General features: G+C 42.8%; 15 protein-coding genes and 2 riboswitches. Of the genes, 5 read left to right on the plus strand and 10 right to left on the minus strand.

All coding sequences use genetic code 11. The features are described 5' to 3' along the window. The first annotated feature begins 51 nt into the window (after window positions 1–51). Both fabK and QMG11_RS03990 read left to right on the plus strand, forming a co-directional pair. A complete protein-coding gene (gene fabK / locus QMG11_RS03985) occupies window positions 52–993 on the plus strand; it encodes an enoyl-[acyl-carrier-protein] reductase FabK (RefSeq protein ID WP_281833626.1) in 942 nt (313 codons plus the stop codon). A gap of 124 nt (window positions 994–1,117) precedes the next feature. After that, window positions 1,118–1,411 (plus strand): hypothetical protein, encoded by a 294-nt coding sequence (locus tag QMG11_RS03990; RefSeq protein WP_281833628.1) that lies wholly within the window; start codon window positions 1,118–1,120, stop codon window positions 1,409–1,411. A 26-nt stretch (window positions 1,412–1,437) separates the two neighbouring features. Here the strand turns inward: QMG11_RS03990 and QMG11_RS03995 are convergent, their stop codons facing one another. The 6 genes from QMG11_RS03995 to fdhF all read right to left on the minus strand — a co-directional run bounded on the left by QMG11_RS03995 (window position 1,438) and on the right by fdhF (window position 7,896). Beyond that, entirely contained in the window at window positions 1,438–1,911 is a 474-nt protein-coding gene (locus QMG11_RS03995; protein ID WP_281833629.1) for a GDSL-type esterase/lipase family protein, read from the minus strand. Window positions 1,912–1,993: 82 nt separating this feature from the next. Further along, complete coding sequence (locus tag QMG11_RS04000) at window positions 1,994–2,173, minus strand: hypothetical protein (RefSeq protein WP_281833631.1); 180 nt, start codon at window positions 2,171–2,173, stop codon at window positions 1,994–1,996. 16 nt (window positions 2,174–2,189) lie between these two features. Continuing rightward, window positions 2,190–2,921: a formate dehydrogenase accessory sulfurtransferase FdhD gene (gene fdhD / locus QMG11_RS04005; protein WP_281833633.1), complete on the minus strand. Its 732-nt coding sequence runs from the start codon at window positions 2,919–2,921 to the stop codon at window positions 2,190–2,192. Next, window positions 2,911–3,507, minus strand: coding sequence for a molybdenum cofactor guanylyltransferase (gene mobA, locus QMG11_RS04010; protein WP_281833635.1), 597 nt, complete (start codon window positions 3,505–3,507; stop codon window positions 2,911–2,913). The genes fdhD and mobA overlap by 11 nt, the downstream gene beginning before the upstream one ends. Then, entirely contained in the window at window positions 3,508–5,205 is a 1,698-nt protein-coding gene (locus tag QMG11_RS04015; protein WP_281833636.1) for a 2Fe-2S iron-sulfur cluster binding domain-containing protein, read from the minus strand. Window positions 5,206–5,217: 12 nt separating this feature from the next. Further along, window positions 5,218–7,896, minus strand: a complete 2,679-nt coding sequence (fdhF, locus tag QMG11_RS04020; RefSeq protein WP_281833637.1) for a formate dehydrogenase subunit alpha — start codon at window positions 7,894–7,896, stop codon at window positions 5,218–5,220. Window positions 7,897–8,188: 292 nt separating this feature from the next. Between fdhF and QMG11_RS04025 the strand changes: the two genes are divergently transcribed. The 3 genes from QMG11_RS04025 to QMG11_RS04035 all read left to right on the plus strand — a co-directional run bounded on the left by QMG11_RS04025 (window position 8,189) and on the right by QMG11_RS04035 (window position 10,798). Beyond that, complete coding sequence (locus QMG11_RS04025) at window positions 8,189–9,439, plus strand: helix-turn-helix transcriptional regulator (RefSeq protein WP_281833639.1); 1,251 nt, start codon at window positions 8,189–8,191, stop codon at window positions 9,437–9,439. 61 nt (window positions 9,440–9,500) lie between these two features. Next, a complete protein-coding gene (locus tag QMG11_RS04030; RefSeq protein ID WP_281833642.1) occupies window positions 9,501–10,298 on the plus strand; it encodes an ABC transporter substrate-binding protein in 798 nt (265 codons plus the stop codon). A gap of 50 nt (window positions 10,299–10,348) precedes the next feature. After that, window positions 10,349–10,798, plus strand: a complete 450-nt coding sequence (locus tag QMG11_RS04035; protein WP_281833644.1) for an MOSC domain-containing protein — start codon at window positions 10,349–10,351, stop codon at window positions 10,796–10,798. Between the two features lie 40 nt (window positions 10,799–10,838). Here the strand turns inward: QMG11_RS04035 and QMG11_RS04040 are convergent, their stop codons facing one another. From QMG11_RS04040 to QMG11_RS04055, 4 genes are all read right to left on the minus strand, one after another. Beyond that, window positions 10,839–12,125, minus strand: a complete 1,287-nt coding sequence (locus tag QMG11_RS04040; RefSeq protein ID WP_281833645.1) for an NCS2 family permease — start codon at window positions 12,123–12,125, stop codon at window positions 10,839–10,841. Between the two features lie 91 nt (window positions 12,126–12,216). Beyond that, complete coding sequence (locus QMG11_RS04045) at window positions 12,217–13,140, minus strand: BMP family lipoprotein (protein WP_281833646.1); 924 nt, start codon at window positions 13,138–13,140, stop codon at window positions 12,217–12,219. Window positions 13,141–13,223: 83 nt separating this feature from the next. Beyond that, a riboswitch (purine riboswitch) is annotated at window positions 13,224–13,325 on the minus strand. Window positions 13,326–13,378: 53 nt separating this feature from the next. Then, window positions 13,379–13,480: riboswitch (purine riboswitch) on the minus strand. Between the two features lie 79 nt (window positions 13,481–13,559). Further along, window positions 13,560–14,375, minus strand: coding sequence for an aldo/keto reductase (locus tag QMG11_RS04050; RefSeq protein ID WP_281833649.1), 816 nt, complete (start codon window positions 14,373–14,375; stop codon window positions 13,560–13,562). 846 nt (window positions 14,376–15,221) lie between these two features. After that, complete coding sequence (locus QMG11_RS04055; RefSeq protein WP_281833651.1) at window positions 15,222–16,217, minus strand: NAD(P)-dependent oxidoreductase; 996 nt, start codon at window positions 16,215–16,217, stop codon at window positions 15,222–15,224. Window position 16,218 lies beyond the last annotated feature (1 nt).

Here is a 16,218-nt window from a genome sequence, read left to right on the forward strand (position 1 = left end):
TTAAAATTACCATATAATCTACTGGTTATCTAATGATTTAGGAGGAATTACATGATAAAAACTGACATTTGTGAACTACTTAATATAGAGTACCCTATTTTTCAGGGAGCTATGGCATGGATCGCCGATGGAACTCTTGCTGGACACGTATCAAAAGCAGGAGGTTTAGGAATAATTGCCGGAGGTGGAATGCCCTCTGAGCTTCTTAGAGAGGAGATCAGAGTAGTTAAATCTATTACAGACAAGCCCTTTGCTGTAAACCTTATGCTTATGATGGCTGAGGTAGAGGAGCAGATAGATGTCTGTATAGAGGAGGGAGTTCCTGTAGTTACAACTGGAGCAGGAAATCCTGGACCTTATATGGAGAAGTTAAAGGGAGCTGGAATAAAGGTTATTCCTGTAGTACCTTCTGTAGCTCTAGCCAAGAGAATGGAGAGAGTGGGAGCAGATGCTGTAATCGCAGAGGGAACTGAAGCGGGAGGACACATCGGTCAGATCACTACCCTTTCCCTTGTACCACAGGTAAAGGAAGCTGTTAATATTCCTGTTATCGCTGCTGGTGGAATAGCTAATGGTAAGCAGTTTGCTGCTACCCTTGCCCTTGGAGCAGATGGAGTACAGGTAGGTACAAGATTCATCGTAGCTCATGAGTGTAATGTACACGAAAACTACAAGGAGTCTATCATAAAAGCTAAGGACAGATCTACTGTATCCACTGGTAACCACACTGGACACCCAGTAAGAGTTATAAATAACAAGCTGGCTAAGGAGATGCTGCAGATGGAAAAGGATGGAGCTACTTCTGAGGCCCTTGAAGATATGGGTAGAGGTAAGCTTAGACTTGCAGTAAAGGATGGAGACATCGTTAATGGAAGCGTTATGGCCGGACAGGTTGCTTCTATGGTTTCTAAGAGAGAGAGCTGCTCTGAGATCATCTTAGACCTTATCGAGGACGCTAAGAGAGAGCTTGATGCTCTAAAGAACAGATTTTAATTTATTTGAATAATAAACAATAAAAAAAGAGAAAGGAAACTTTCTCTTTTTTTATTTAAAGGAAATGGAAATAGTTTACAGTATCTAGTTATTACCTAGTCTTAATGTTTTGGGGGGAGTAACTATGAGAATCGGATCTATCTTCTGCACTGAATGTAAGAATATCCATACAGATGTACATAAAGCTTTTTCAGCTATAAGGGGGCACTTTAGGGAAGATACCTTTATCACTGCTGAGGACAGCTGTGAGGCCGATCTGTGGCTTTTAATCTGCGGGTGTACCAACCCCTGCATCGAACACGGTCATTTAAAAGGAAAATTTGGAAAACTATTTGTTATGAGTGAAAGTGATATTCCAAAGGCTATTCACATGATCGAACTTTTAAAGGAAGACAGGGAAGCCATCGATTTTAATTAAATACCTTATAATCAAAAAACCTCCCTCTAACGAGGGAGGTTTAATTTGCTGTTGAGAAGTTCATATCCCCTGGTAGAAAGATGAATCCCGTCTGTTGTATACCTAGAATCTATCCCACCATCTCTTCCCAGGAATTCAGAGTAGATATCCAGATAACCTGCCTGTGCTTTAGTGGCTATCTCCTCTATCCTTCCATTGAGAGATTCTATCTTTTTGTTTCTGTCCATATTATCCACTGGAAGTATGGATATTACAGTGAGACTTCTAAATTTCTTCTTCAGCTCATTTATGAGTAGGGTGTAATTCCCTAGAATCTTCTCATCTGGAAATCCCATGATCACGTCATTTACCCCAGCCATGAGGTAGATCTCACCTTCCCTACCTTCCTCTATCTCCTCTAACCTCCAGAGTAGGTCCCTTGTGGTATCTCCGGGAACCCCCAGGTTCACCACTCCCCTTACAGGATTCCATGCCGTTATACTGTCTCCCAATAGTATCATCCTTCCACCTCTCTTACTGCCTATCTTTTCCTTTAACCAGAGTTTAGCATCTAGAGTAGAGAAATGAAAGAATTATTCTGCACTAACCTGCCTTCAGGGGAAGGATCTCCCTTATGGAAAGTACTGAGTGATTTGTTCTTTCTGCTACTTCAGAGATAACCTTCTCCATTCCACCGCTTATATCCTCCAGCATTATTGTCCCCACTTCCTCTGAAACGCTATAATCCCCAATAACTTCATAGATATACTGTACAAAATACATAGCTATACCTCCCTAATTAATCCACCTCTATCTGAATACCCTCTATCTCATTATATATAATAGGCTCAGGGCTTCCTATTCTCCCTATAAGGCTCACCCCATACTCCCTGGCTATATCCAGTGCCAGGTTACTGGTTATCCTCATAGAAGCCACCACAGGAACTCCTGCCCCTGCTGCCTTTATAACCATATCTGAGGACACCCTTCCTGTTATTATAATAGTGGAGTGTTCCAGGTCCATACCCTCATCCAGAGCAGCTCCTATCACCTTGTCCACTGCATTGTGCCTCCCTATATCCTCCCTCACCAGCACCCTGCCGCTGAGGTCTCCTATGGCTGCACAATGGGTTCCGCCGGTAGTCTTATGGAGTCTGGCTGAATCCAGCATCTCTCTGAAGATCTCCCTGATCCTCTCCAGGCTCTCAGAGTACTCTCCCAGAGTTCCTCTTCTTTTAAATGCCTCCCCTTTGGGAAGTTCACCGCTTCCACATCCGCTGAGGACCACATTTTTTATTGTGTACACTTCCTCCTCCAGCTTCCTGTCCACCAGAGAAAAGATCCTTCTCCCGCTACTGCAGGGAGAGGCCCCTATAAATTCCCCCTTGTGACCTATAAGACCTCTGGAATATAGGTACCCCAGAGCCAACTCCGAGAGGTTGTCTGGGGTACACATGAATGTTATTAACTTTCTGCCATTTACAAGAAGATCCACCGCTTCCTCTGTAAATATATTTATCTTACTTCTCATACTCTCCCCCTACCTCTCTCAGTTCCTCTGGAGTGTTTATATTTTTAAACCCCTTCACTATCTCTATACCTTTAGTCATAGACTCTATATCTACCCACTCTACCCTATTTTTCTCAAAGAGAAGGGCTATCTTATATCTCTTCTCCTCTATAAGTTCCTCTATACCTCTCAGGAGGCTCCTCCTGTAGAGGGCACAGAGGGGTTCCCTCCCCTCTCTGTGCTTTGGAATGGCTGCATCGTAGCTCCCAGAGAGCCCTCCCATATACTCAAGAAATTCTTCCCTCTGGAAGGGGGTATCACAGGAGATCACCAGGATCTCCTCATGGGTGCTGTGAAGGAGCCCTGTATAGATCCCTCCCAGGGGACCTATACCCTTAACTTTATCCTCCACAACCTTCACAGGATAGTTCCTGTATTCACCGGGATTATTGGATACCACTATCACCTCTGCAAAAGCTTCTACCTTCTTCAGAAGGTGTTCGATAAAGGGAGTTCCTCCATATCTCAGAAAAGCTTTATCCCTGTAGCCCATCCTGGATCCCTGACCCCCGGCCAGGATCACCACTGTTTTCCTGTATCTTTTCATCTAGCTCTTGTCGCTGTATGTTGTATGAAGAAGGTGGTGACTCTTGTGACCGCAAGGATCCTTCAGATAGTTCTCGTAGAGAGCCTTCACTTCCGAGTTCTCATGGGACTTTCTGAGGTCACTTTCAGTATCAAACCTATACATCCCCTCCATCCTTCTTCTTCTCACATCGTAGTTGTCTGGAATAGGTGCTCCGCCTCCGCTTATACACCCTCCGTGACAAGCCATAACCTCTATAAAGTCGTAGTCTGCCTCTCCCCTTTCAATGGCATCCAGTACCACCTTAGCTGAAGAGATTCCATTTACTACAGCCAGCTTTATCTTGTGCTCTCCCACCTCTACAGAGGTCTCCTTCACATTGTCAAAACCTCTTATCTCGTTGAATTCAAGCTTCTCAAACTGACCCCCAGTAAGGACGTGGGACACAGTTCTAAGAGCTGCCTCCATTACACCTCCAGATGTTCCGAATATCCTTCCGGCACTGGATCCCTTACCCATGAAGGAATCGTAGTCTGCGTCATCTCCCAGGTATGCAAAGTCGATCCTGTTCATCCTTACAAGCTTAGCAAACTCTCTGGTAGTTATTACCATATCCACATCTTCAGGCATCTGCTCCCTCTCTGCCTCTCCCTTCTTTGCAGTACAAGGCATGATGGAAACAACAAATATATCCTCCACAGGAATATTCATCTCCTTTGAGTAGTAGCTCTTTGCAAGAGCACCGAAGATCTGCTGAGGTGACTTACAGCTTGAAAGGTTATCTATAAACTGAGGATAGTTCTGCTCCATATAGTTTACCCATCCTGGACAGCACGATGTAAACATAGGAAGCTTACCCTTACCCTCTGTGAGTCTCTGAAGAAGCTCAGTTCCCTCCTCCATAATTGTTACATCTGCAGAGTAATCCGTACTAAATACCCTGTCAAACCCTAACTTTTTAAGGGCAAGTACCATCTTAGATGTTGCATCTGTACCAGGAGCAATGAAGAACTCCTCTCCGATTGTATGCTTTATTGCAGGGGCCATCTGTACGATGAAGTGCTTCTCCCTCTTCTTTAGCATCTGATTAAGTTCAACCACATGATTTTTCTCAGTTAGGGCTCCCACTGGACATACCTTAACACACTGACCACAGGTTATACACTTACTCGCAGAAAGGTTGTCTCCCTCCTTGAGGACGATCTCCCTCTTACCATCTTTCTCCACTACCTCATATACCTCTATCTCCTGTGTATCTCTGCACACAGCTACACACTTCTCACAGAGGATACACTTATTCATATCCCTTACCATTCCAGATGAGCTTCTGTCTATCTCATAGGTGTATTCCAGGTCCACATCCCTGTTTACCACTCCATACTCGTAGCAGGCATTCTGAAGGTCGCAGTCTCCCTTTGCCTTCTCACAGGTAAGGCAGTCGTTGGGATGGTTCTCCATTATCTTGTTAAGGATCTCTTTTCTTTTTTCTATTATCTCGTCTGTATAGGTTCTTACAACCATTCCCTCTCTACCTGCTGTCTCACAGGACTTTACCAGTTCTCCATCTGCCTCTACCACACAGATACCGCAGACCTTCTGGCTTCCAAGGTCCTTGTGGTAGCAAAGAGTCGGGATATTTATCCCAAGCTCCTCGCAGTTCTCCAGCAGAGTCTTATCGGTTGTAGTTTCTACAATTACTCCATCTATTTCTATTCTCATCTTTCCTCCACACTAAGCAATCTTTTCTATTCTTACAGCAGTAACCTTAAGCTCCGGGATTCCACACTGTGGATCCAGGTGGTCTGCACCTGTAAGTACGTTACACGCACCATTTGCAAAGTGGAACGGCATGAAGAACAGGTCCTCTAATATTCCATCATTTGCCACTACAGAGGTTTCTATCTCTCCTCTTCTGGAGATTACCCTTATCATCTCATCCTTGCCTATCTCAAGCTTCTTCATAGTCTCTGGATGCATCTCTATGTATGATACCGGCGACTTTATGTTAAGCCCCTCTACCCTTCCAGTCATTGTTCTGGTGTGGTAGTGGTATAGGTTTCTTCCATTTGTCATTAGGTATGGATACTCCGACGACTGCATCTCTCCACTGAGCTCATACTCCGCTGCAACAAACTTACCCTTACCTCTCATTGGAGAATCAAGGTGTAGTATAGGAGTTCCCTCTGGCTTTTCAGAGCTTACTGGCCATGCCACTCCCTCATCCTCGATGAGGTCGTAGGTGATTCCAGAGTATTGAGGTGTAAGCCTTGCTATCTCAGCCATTATCTCCTCTGATGAAGTATAGCTTTCCTTCCATCCCAGAGCACCCATTACCTTGTCGATAACCTGCCAGTCCTCCATTACACCCTCTCTGGTTACAGCTCTTCTTACTCTCTGCACCCTTCTCTCGGTGTTGGTAAATGTCCCCTCCTTCTCTGCAAAGGAAAGGGCTGGAAGAACAACATCTGCCAGTTCAGCTGTTTCTGTAAGGAATATATCCTGAACGATAAGTAGATCCAGCTCCTCTAAGGCGTGTTTTATATGGTTTATATCTGGGTCAGATACCATTGGGTTTTCTCCCATAATATAGAGACACTTCATCTCTCCATGGGAGGCTCTGTGCATTATCTCCGGCAGGGTATAACCTGTCTTGGAGTTCAGCTCCACTCCCCACTCGTTTTCAAACTTTCTACGGATCTCGTCATCTGCTATCTTCTGGTATCCAGGGAACACATTTGGAAGTCCTCCCATATCGCAGGCTCCCTGTACGTTATTCTGTCCCCTCAAAGGGTTTATTCCTCCGAACTTTTTACCAATATTTCCACATAGAAGGGAAAGGTTGGAAAGGGACATTACTCCATTGGTTCCAGATTTGTGCTGGGTAATACCCATAGCATAGAAGATAGAGGCTACATCGCTTGCGTATATTCTCGCTGCTTCTGCAATAAGTTCCGGCGACACTCCGCAGATCTCACTTGCATATTCAGGGGTATACTTAGCTACCAGCTCCCTTAACTCCTCAAATCCCTCTGTATTTTTAGCTACATATTCCTTGGCGTATAGGTTCTCGCTGATGATCACATTCATCATGGAGTTTATAAGGGCAATATTACTTCCCACCTTCAGCTGAAGGAATATATCTGCATCATCAGCTAGGTCTATCCTTCTTGGATCGGCTACAATCACTTTTGCACCCTTTAACTTAGCTCTCTTTATCTTAGCTCCAATAACTGGATGGTTTTCCCTTGGATTGGACCCAATCACAAAGATAACCTTTGAATCTTCAACTTCGCTAATGCTGTTAGTCATAGCTCCGCTTCCTAGTGTAGTTGCTAACCCGGCAACTGTTGAACTGTGTCAGAGACGGGCGCAGTGATCTACATTATTTGTACCAATTACTGCTCTGAATAACTTCTGAAATATAAAGTTATCCTCATTGGTACATCTTGCTGATGTAAGTCCTGCAAAGGCATCCGATCCAAATCTATTCTTTATATCAAGCATCTTAGTTGAAAGGAACTCTATCGTCTCCTCCCAGCTTGCTTCCTCTAACCTTCCATCTTTTCTTATAAGGGGCTTTGTAAGTCTGTCTGGATGATCTACAAATTTATATCCAAACTTACCCTTTACACAGAGTAATCCGTCGTTGGGATCCATCTTAGCTGGGTTTGCCTCTACTATCCTGTTGTCCTTTACACTGAAGTCTATCTGACATCCCACACCACAGTATGAACATGTAGTTCTTACTACCTCAGTTTCCCACTGTCTGTAAGAGGTCTTTGCCTTAGGTAGAAGGGCTCCCACTGGACATACACTTACACAGTTACCGCAAGACATGCAGGCTGTATAATCTATCTTAGAAGCTCCCTTGGCTCTTACTGCTCTTCTTCCATTCTCCTCAGACAACTGTAGTCCGTTGCTGCACTGCTGCTCCCTACACATAGCCACACACTTTCCGCAGGCTATACACTTATTGGGATTGATTGTATAGAATGGATTTGAGTCATCTATCTCCAAAGTCTCAGGGCAGTTATTTGCAGTCTGATGTACATCATACTCATAACAGTACTCCTGCAGTTTGCACTCTCCTGATTTTTCACATCCCAGACAGTCTAGGGGATGTTCCGAGATGATCTCCTCTAAGATCTCCCTTCTCTCCTCTACTACCTCATCTGTATGTGTTCTTACTACCATGCCTTCCACAAGATCTATCTCGCAGGCCTTCTTCTTACAGCCATCCACTTCCACAACACAGATTCCGCAGTTCTCATCTTTTTGGATGATTCTGGAATCATAACAGAAGTTAGGTACCTGAATACCTATCTCCTCCAGGGCTGTGAGAAGCTTTCTTCCTTTGGAAACTTCATAGTTTTTTCCATTAACTACTATATTCACTAGGATCCTCCTCATTAAATTTTATCAACCTACTAATTATAGTTACTCCTATGAAAAATAAAAATTTCAATTTAACACTTTTTTTCATCCTGTTTCGCCCCGGTATTTTTACTGTTTTTTTACTTTTTGATTTGTTTCAGAATTTTTAAGGGTATTTTAAGGTTGTTTAAGAATTTACATTTTTTAATTTTATACCTTTTTTCCTCTATTTTATTGTTAAAAGTTACTTTATTTTTATTTTTTTTCCTGATAGAATGATGAAACGATACATTTTCTATTTAATTTTATGATTTTATGGGGTATATAGATGAATAGCAGCTTCATTTTAAAGTTAGAAAACTTAATAAAAAGCTCCAATAAGGATATCTACTATGAGTATTTGAGGGTACTTCACATCTACAGATACTTTATTGGAAATATACAGGAGTTTACTCCTGAAGACCAGCTGGAGATCCTCTCCTTTTTTTATGAGCATATTCTGGGTAAGCTTGAAAATATCTACTCCCCCTTAGACCTCAATGAGAGTTTTATCTTTAAGGGAGACAAGTTCAGGGAAAGAAACTTCAGGATGGCTCTGGAATACTTCAGGAACAGAAGTGTCCTGGGTCTTACCAATACCCAGAGTATCGAACTCATTGAAAGGAATAACAGGATCTATCCAACCTCCCTTCTTGAGTTTCTTCGCATGAACGCCAGAACCCTAGAGGAGGTTTTCAACTTCAATGAGCAGAGGTTTAGGGACAAGCTGGAAAACCTTCCCTCTGAAAAAGAGTTTTACAAGATCTACTCGGATTCCTACTGTGATGTGATCATCATAAGAAAGAATTTTTTCTCCAGCCTCAACCCCTCATTTTTTTCCAGGGACGGGCTGATAATCAGATTCTGTGAAACTGGTCAGATAGGGTTTGAAAAGGATGCTACCCTCCTAAATGAGAAGGAGGCTCTCATATCCAGGGGAATTCCCCTGGGAGACTACAAGGTCCTTACAAAGGAGATCTCCTATGTAACCCTTCATATCAAAGATGAATTTTTCAAAGCATTTCAGATAGAGTTTCCCAACTATGCCTTAAAGAAGCTTCCATGGCGTTTGGATCCAGCTACCCTTTCCATGCTGGATAACCTGGATACCTGTAAGAATCCCAAGATAATGCTCCTCAACTTTATAAGCGGAGTTATTCTGAGCCTTGTGGATGAGGAGAAGAGGCTGAACTTTCAAAGGGTTACAGATAAAAATCTGACTAAGGTTATAGAGTATATAGACCACAACCTGGAAAACAATATTACCGTTTCCCAGATACAGGGAGAGTTTGGACTAAACAAGAATATCCTTTCCAGCCTCTTTAACACCAACTTCGATATGTCAGCTTCCAAATACATCATAAACAAGAAGCTGGAGAGGGCTTCAAGCTACCTTCTGGAAACGGACCTTTCCGTCACCGATGTAGCCTTTAAGTTTAACTTTTCCAGTGCCAGCAAATTTTCCTCACACTTTAAGAAGAAGTATTCCCTGACTCCCCTTCAGTTTAAGAAGAAGTTTGAGGAGCTTGCAGGGAAGTAGATAGCTTTCGAAACACCAAGATGAGTTTACAACATAATTTTAAATAAAGGGAGAGATTCAGATGATTAAAAAGTTACTTGTTACTATGCTAATGTTATTCACCATGGGAGTAAGCGCACTTGCTGAGCAGAGCAAGGAGATACTTCTGGCTACTACAACCAGTGTAAGGGATTCAGGGCTTATGGATTACCTTCTTCCAAAGTTTGAAAAGGAGAGCGGATACAAGGTAAACCTTATTGCTGTGGGAACTGGTAAAGCCCTTCAGATGGGAAGAGACGGGGAAGCCGACCTTCTTCTTGTCCATGCAAAGGCCTCTGAGATGAAGTTTATGAAGGAGGGGCACGGAAAGGAGAGAAGGGAGCTGGCTCACAACTTCTTTGTACTTGTAGGTCCTGAAAACAACCAGAAGATGAGTTCAGTAAAGGAAGCTCTTACTACAATCGAAGGAGAAAAGCTTGAATTCGTTTCAAGGGGAGACGATTCTGGTACCAACAAGAAGGAACTGGCTCTTTGGAAGGAAAATAACATTACTCCTGAAGGGAAATGGTATATCAGTTCTGGTAGCGGTATGGCTGCAACTCTTAAGATTGCCAATGAACTAAATGCCTATACCCTTTCAGATATAGCTACATTCCTTAACCTAAAGAAGGATCTTGACCTTGAGATCAAGGTAGGAGAGGATTCAGAGCTTCTTAACCTCTACAGTGTTATAACTATAGATCCGGCTAAAAACCAGCATATAAATGCTGAGGGAGCTTACAAACTTATGGAGTGGTTTACTTCAGACAAAACAAAGAGTATAATTGGAGAGTATGGTAAGAAGGATTTTGGAATGCCTCTTTTTATTCCTGAAAAATAATTGTATAGGGACAGATCTATTATCTTGTCCCCTATGGAGAGTGAAGTATAGTGGTAAAAGATCAGATTATAGGTAGGGTAAAAGCTATCAATATCAGCGCTACAAAGGGAGTTGTAAAAAATCCCATTGAAAGAGGGTACTTCAAGGTAGATCACGGCCTTGAGGGAGATGCCCATGCTGGAAACTGGCACAGACAGGTGAGCCTTCTGGCTTCTGAGAGTGCTGATAAGGTAAGAGCTGCAGGTCTTGATATAACAGACGGAAGATTTGCTGAAAATATTACAACTGAGGGAATAGAGCTCTACACCCTCCCTGTAGGTACAAGGCTCCAGATAGGGGAAAGTATACAGGAGGTAACTCAGATTGGTAAGGAGTGTCACACAGGATGCGCTATAAAGCAGACTGTAGGGGACTGTGTTATGCCAAGAGAGGGGATCTTCACCAAGGTTATAGTAAACGGATGGGTAGCTCCTGGAGATGAGATAAGAGTAGTAGATTAAAAAAAAGGGAAAGCTTAATGCTTTCCCTTTTTTATATCTCTTAGTGTGCCATGAGGCTGACTACAGACAGGATTCCTATTACCCACATGGTAGGCTTTATCTTCCTTCTGTCTCCGGCTATAGTTGTTATTATGATATATGAGATAAATCCAAAGCAAAGTCCCGTACTCATGCTGTATGTAAGGGGCATAAGCACAATGGTAATAAATGCAGGGATGGCTACCTCAAAGTCGTGGAAGTCTATATCCTTAATGTTTTTAAACATGTATACCCCTACTACAATAAGAGCCGGTGCTGTGGCAAAAGCCGGAACTATTCCTATTACAGGAGTAAAAAACATTGCCAGAAAGAAGAGTCCTCCAGTTACCAGGGAGGCAAGTCCCGTTCTAGCTCCGCTGGAGATTCCAGATGCCGCCTCTATATAACATGTAGTTGTAGAGGTTCCCAGAAGGGCTCCCACAGTTGTTGCTGCTGCATCTGCTTCTAGGAGCCTACCAATCTTATTTATCCTTCCCTTCTTATCCACCATATCAGCTTCTATGGCGCAGGCCATTATAGTTCCGATAGATTCAAAGAGGTCCACAAACATAAGGGAAAATATAGGTCCTATGGAGGCCACCTGAAGGGCTCCCATTATATCAAGCTTAAAGGCTATAGGGGCAATGCTTGGAGGCATGGAGATAATGCTCTCAGGAATATCCACAACTCCCACAAACATTCCAAGGGTTGTAGTAGCTAAGATCCCCACAAGCATAGATCCCTTTATCTTCTTGATCTCAAGTACTGTGATTATAAAGAGCCCTGTAAGCCCCAATACAATCTGTGTACTCATAGGTCCAAGACCTATCATTGTAGCTGGGTTGGGTACCACCAGTCCCAGGTTCTGAAGCCCTATAAATGTAATAAAGAGCCCTATTCCCGCAGACATGGAAAGTCTGAGGGTTATAGGGATGGCATCTACCACCTTCTCCCTTACTCCCAGAAAGGCAAATATCAGGAATACCACTCCTGAAAGGAAGGTTACTCCAAGAGCCTGTTCCCAGGTAAGTCCCCTTCCTATTACAAGGGTATAGGTAAAGAAAGCATTTAGGCCCATTCCCGGAGCCATAGCAAAGGGAACATTTACCCAGAGAGCTGCAATAACCGTCCCTATAAATGAGGCAAGACAGGTTACCGTAATAAGAGCTCCCCTATCCATTCCAGTTGCCCCCAGTATGTTGGGATTTACAAAAATAATATATGCCATGGTAATAAAGGTGGTCATTCCCCCTATTACTTCCTTTTTTACATCGGTTCTGTGTTCTTCCAGACTAAAGATATTTGTCATTTGTTTTCCTCTCTTCAACAGATTTAGAATCTGTATCTCCAATACAATATACCATCCCCAAAACAACTTAACTCTCTATGAAAAAGATCCCCTACTGAACCTTTCCCTCTATTATCGCTTCGATCTCCTCTATCCCCTCAACCTTCTCTGTGAGGGCTATTCCCTTCTCCTTCAGTCCAAGGGTTTCAACTCCTCCCTTAAAGTTTCCAGCTGTGTACTCCTCTACTACCCCTTCCACAACATTGTCTATATTCTTAAGTACAGAGGTAACTACCTGCTCTGGCGCCAGGTACTTCTGGTCTGAATCTACACCTATTGCATAGAAGTTCTTCTCCTTAGCAGCTTCCATAACTCCCACACCAGTTCCGCCAGCTACGTGACTTATCACATCTGCTCCTCCCTGGTTCATCATTACAGCTATCTCCTTACCCTTTACCGGGTCTGAAAATGATCCTGCATAGTTAACAAGGACCTCTATATCGTTGTTTACCATCTTAGCTCCAGCTCTGTATCCGTCGATGTAAGTTGTAATAATAGGTATCTCCAGTCCCCCTACTATTCCCGTTACACCGTTTTCAGATTTAAGGGCAGCACTTGCTCCAGCAAGAATTCCCCTCTGGTACTCATCAAATACTACCGACTTTACATTGGGAAGATCCACTACCCCATCTATAATTACGAACTTAGTATCAGGGTAGTTTGTGGCAACCTCTGTTAGAGGGTCTACAAAGTAGAATCCAACTGTAATAACAAGATCGTATCCTTCATCAGCGAAGCTCTGAAGGTAGTCCTTCATTACCGCTACAGACTCAGGCTCCACATACTTTATGTCGATCCCCTGCTTCTCCTTGACCCTCTTCACTCCCTCATAGGCTGAATCGTTGAAGGATTTATCCCCAAGTCCCCCTACAGAGAATACAAGACCTATCTTTTCAGCAGCTTCCTGGGATACCTTGTCCTTTCCACATCCTAAAAACGATAAAACAACCACTAATACTAATAACAATTTTTTCATATTTCCTCCTAGAAATCATAATTACAAAAACCCCACCTTGTATGACTCTATGAGTGCACAACAAAATGAGGCTGATCTAACACCTATCCTGAAAATACACCCATAATCAGAGGATTTTTGCTCCTCTGGTAGAGACTCCCCCTGCATATTAGAGGGATTATATGGGAACTATTCAATTATAAAAGCCCCATCTTGCATGACTCCATGAGTGCATCACAAAATGAGGCTGATCTAACACCTATCCTGAAGATACACCCATAATCAGTGGATTTTTGCTCCCCTGGTAGAGACTCCCCCTGCATATTAAGGGGATTATATGGGATCTTTTAACCTTAATTTTGAACAAGTGTCATTATAAGTCTTTTTACCTGTTTTGTCAACAATTCTCTGGTATAGCCCCACCTCAAACACCCTATCTTTTAGAAGTAGCAGTTGTCTGGATCGGGGAAGAGTCTCCTTCCGTCCCAAAGGCCTCTCATGGCCTCCCTGTCCTCATCGTCCAGGGTAAAATCAAAGATCTCCTTATTGGCAATTATCCTCTCCTCATGTACAGACTTAGGTATGACGATGATACCCCTTTCCACAAGAAACCTAAGAGCAATATTGGCAACTGTTTTCTTGTGCTTTTGAGCTATCCTAGCCATCTCCTCGTTATCAAAGATCTTTCCTGCCTGCATGGGAGCATAGGCAGTGAGCTTTATCCCCTTTGATTCACAGTAGTTCTGCATATCATACTGGGGAAGTCCCACATGGGTCTCCACCTGATTTATAACCGGAACCACCTCGGCTGTCTCTAGAAGTTTCTCTATATGATACATGGTAAAGTTGGATACCCCTATAGCCCTGATCTTTCCCTCATGGTATGCTTCCTCCATGGCCCTCCACGATTCCCTGGCCCTCTCCACTCCCTTATGCCAGTGGATGAGATAAAGGTCCACATAGCTTATCCCCAGATTTTTCAGGGAAACTTCCAGGGCTTTCTTGGTTGACTCATACCCCTGGTCGGAGTTCCAGAGCTTGGTGGTAATAAAGATCTCCTCCCTGGGAATTCCGCTGTCCCTTATGGCCCTTCCAACCTCCTCCTCATTTTTATATGCAGCTGCTGTATCTATATGTCTGTACCCCTCCCTAAGAGCAACTCTCACAGAGTTATACACCTCTTCACCCTTAGCTTTAAAGGTTCCCAGTCCCACAATGGGAATCTCCACACCGTTATTTAACTTCACTTTTTCCATTACACTCCCCCCTGTCTATAGTTTTCTTCTATATAAATCTAATCTCAAAAAATCATTATTGCAAGTTTAAACTTCCCTTAAAGGAGGAAGTTTTAAAGTAAAACTCTGGATACTTCTTAATAATGAAATTTTATTTTTTTTTATTTTAAATAAAAAAAGGAAATTCTCCTATTCTGCCAATGTATATAGCATCCAATCCTTTTAATACTAGGTAAGATTAATTCATTCCCTAGGACAGGAAACTTTTCCCCCAGAAATGTAATCCTGTCAAAAAAAAGAAGCTGGCAGGTGCCAGCTTCTTTTTTATTAAGGAAATTCTAAATTTCCAAAGTATCATAATTCCTATTTCACTCTCCAAAGAGAGCGAGGTACTTTCTTACCATAATGCAAGAAAGTACCCAAAGAAGATCTAGGAGTCCACAATTGCCTTTTTAAGCGACTACATATTTCTCGTTCCTTTGTTGGACTCTCTACAGAGCCTAAAGTAGTAAACGGAACTAAGCACTTTTTATTGTGAAGCCTGACGACTGTGAACTCCGTTTTTTTAATTCGTACAAATAACTTCTCAATCATAATTTGTGCAGATTAAAATATTAAATACTATATTTAATATAAGTTGCTGCTTAAGAAATAACCACTAAAAATTCTTAAAACAAAATTCTTTTTTAGCCACGAATTTACACGAATTTTCTAAATAAAAGTACGTTATCCAATTGAACAAAATTAAAAAGACCCCATTTGTGAAAATGCTTCCCACTTGCTTTACATTCTAATTTGTGTCATTAGTGGCAAATGTTTTGAATTTCACCTAAAGGTAGCAACTTAAGTTATTTAAATTATTTAAACCTATAATTCATTTTCACTTCTTCCCCTGGTAAGGAGGTCATTCAGATTATCATAGGATATCTCCACCATATTTGTCAGGGCTTCATCTGTATATGAGCCAATGTGGGGAGTTATTATTACCTTGGGAAACATCTTGGTGAGCTTTTCAATATTTCTGTCTGTAAGCTCCTGATCCCTCAGATCCCTGAAGAATACCTCAGATTCCCCCTCAAGTACATCTGTTCCAAATCCTCCAAGCTTACCAGATTCCAGTCCCCTTATTACCGCCTCTATATCCTGGAGTTCACCCCTGGCAGTATTGATGAGGATGGCCCCCGTCTTCATCCTACCTATAAACTCATCATCCACCAGATAGTGGTTGGAGTCCTTGATGTAGGGGCAGTGAAGGGAGATAATATCCGACTGGGCCACTACCTCCTCCATAGGGAGGTATTCCACCACATCTGCTGCTGCCTTACTTGGATAGAGGTCATAGGCTATAACCCTGGCTCCAAGGCCCTTAAAGAGCTTTGCAGCGGTGAGGCCTATCCTTCCCGTGCCGACAATTCCCACTGTACACCTTCTGATCTCAGGGCTGAACATCTGGGCATCAGCCCTGAAGTCCTTCTTCCTTGTCCTGTGCACAGTATAGGCTGTATTTCTGAGAAGCATCATAGCCAGGGTCAGGGCCAGCTCCGCTATGGCATTGGGGGAGTACCCCGGTACCCTTGCCACTTTCATACCATGTTTTTTAGCTGCCTCTACATCTATATGATTGTATCCCACAGTTCTTGTAAGGAGGTACTTTACCCCGTAACCTGCCATCTTCTCTATATTTTTTGCATCTGCCGGACAATTTCCCCTGAGCATCACCGCTTCATTCCCCTCTATAAGGTGAAGGTTGTCGGTATTCAGCAGATCCCCCACATATGTTGTCCTGTACCCATATTTATTTAAACTGTTAAAGTATTCAGTTTCTACATCTCTCACTCCGTAACAGACTAAGTTAACTGCCATC

This window comes from Propionigenium maris DSM 9537, from assembly GCF_027925155.1.
In the GTDB taxonomy this organism is placed as follows: Bacteria; Fusobacteriota; Fusobacteriia; order Fusobacteriales; family Fusobacteriaceae; genus Propionigenium; species Propionigenium maris.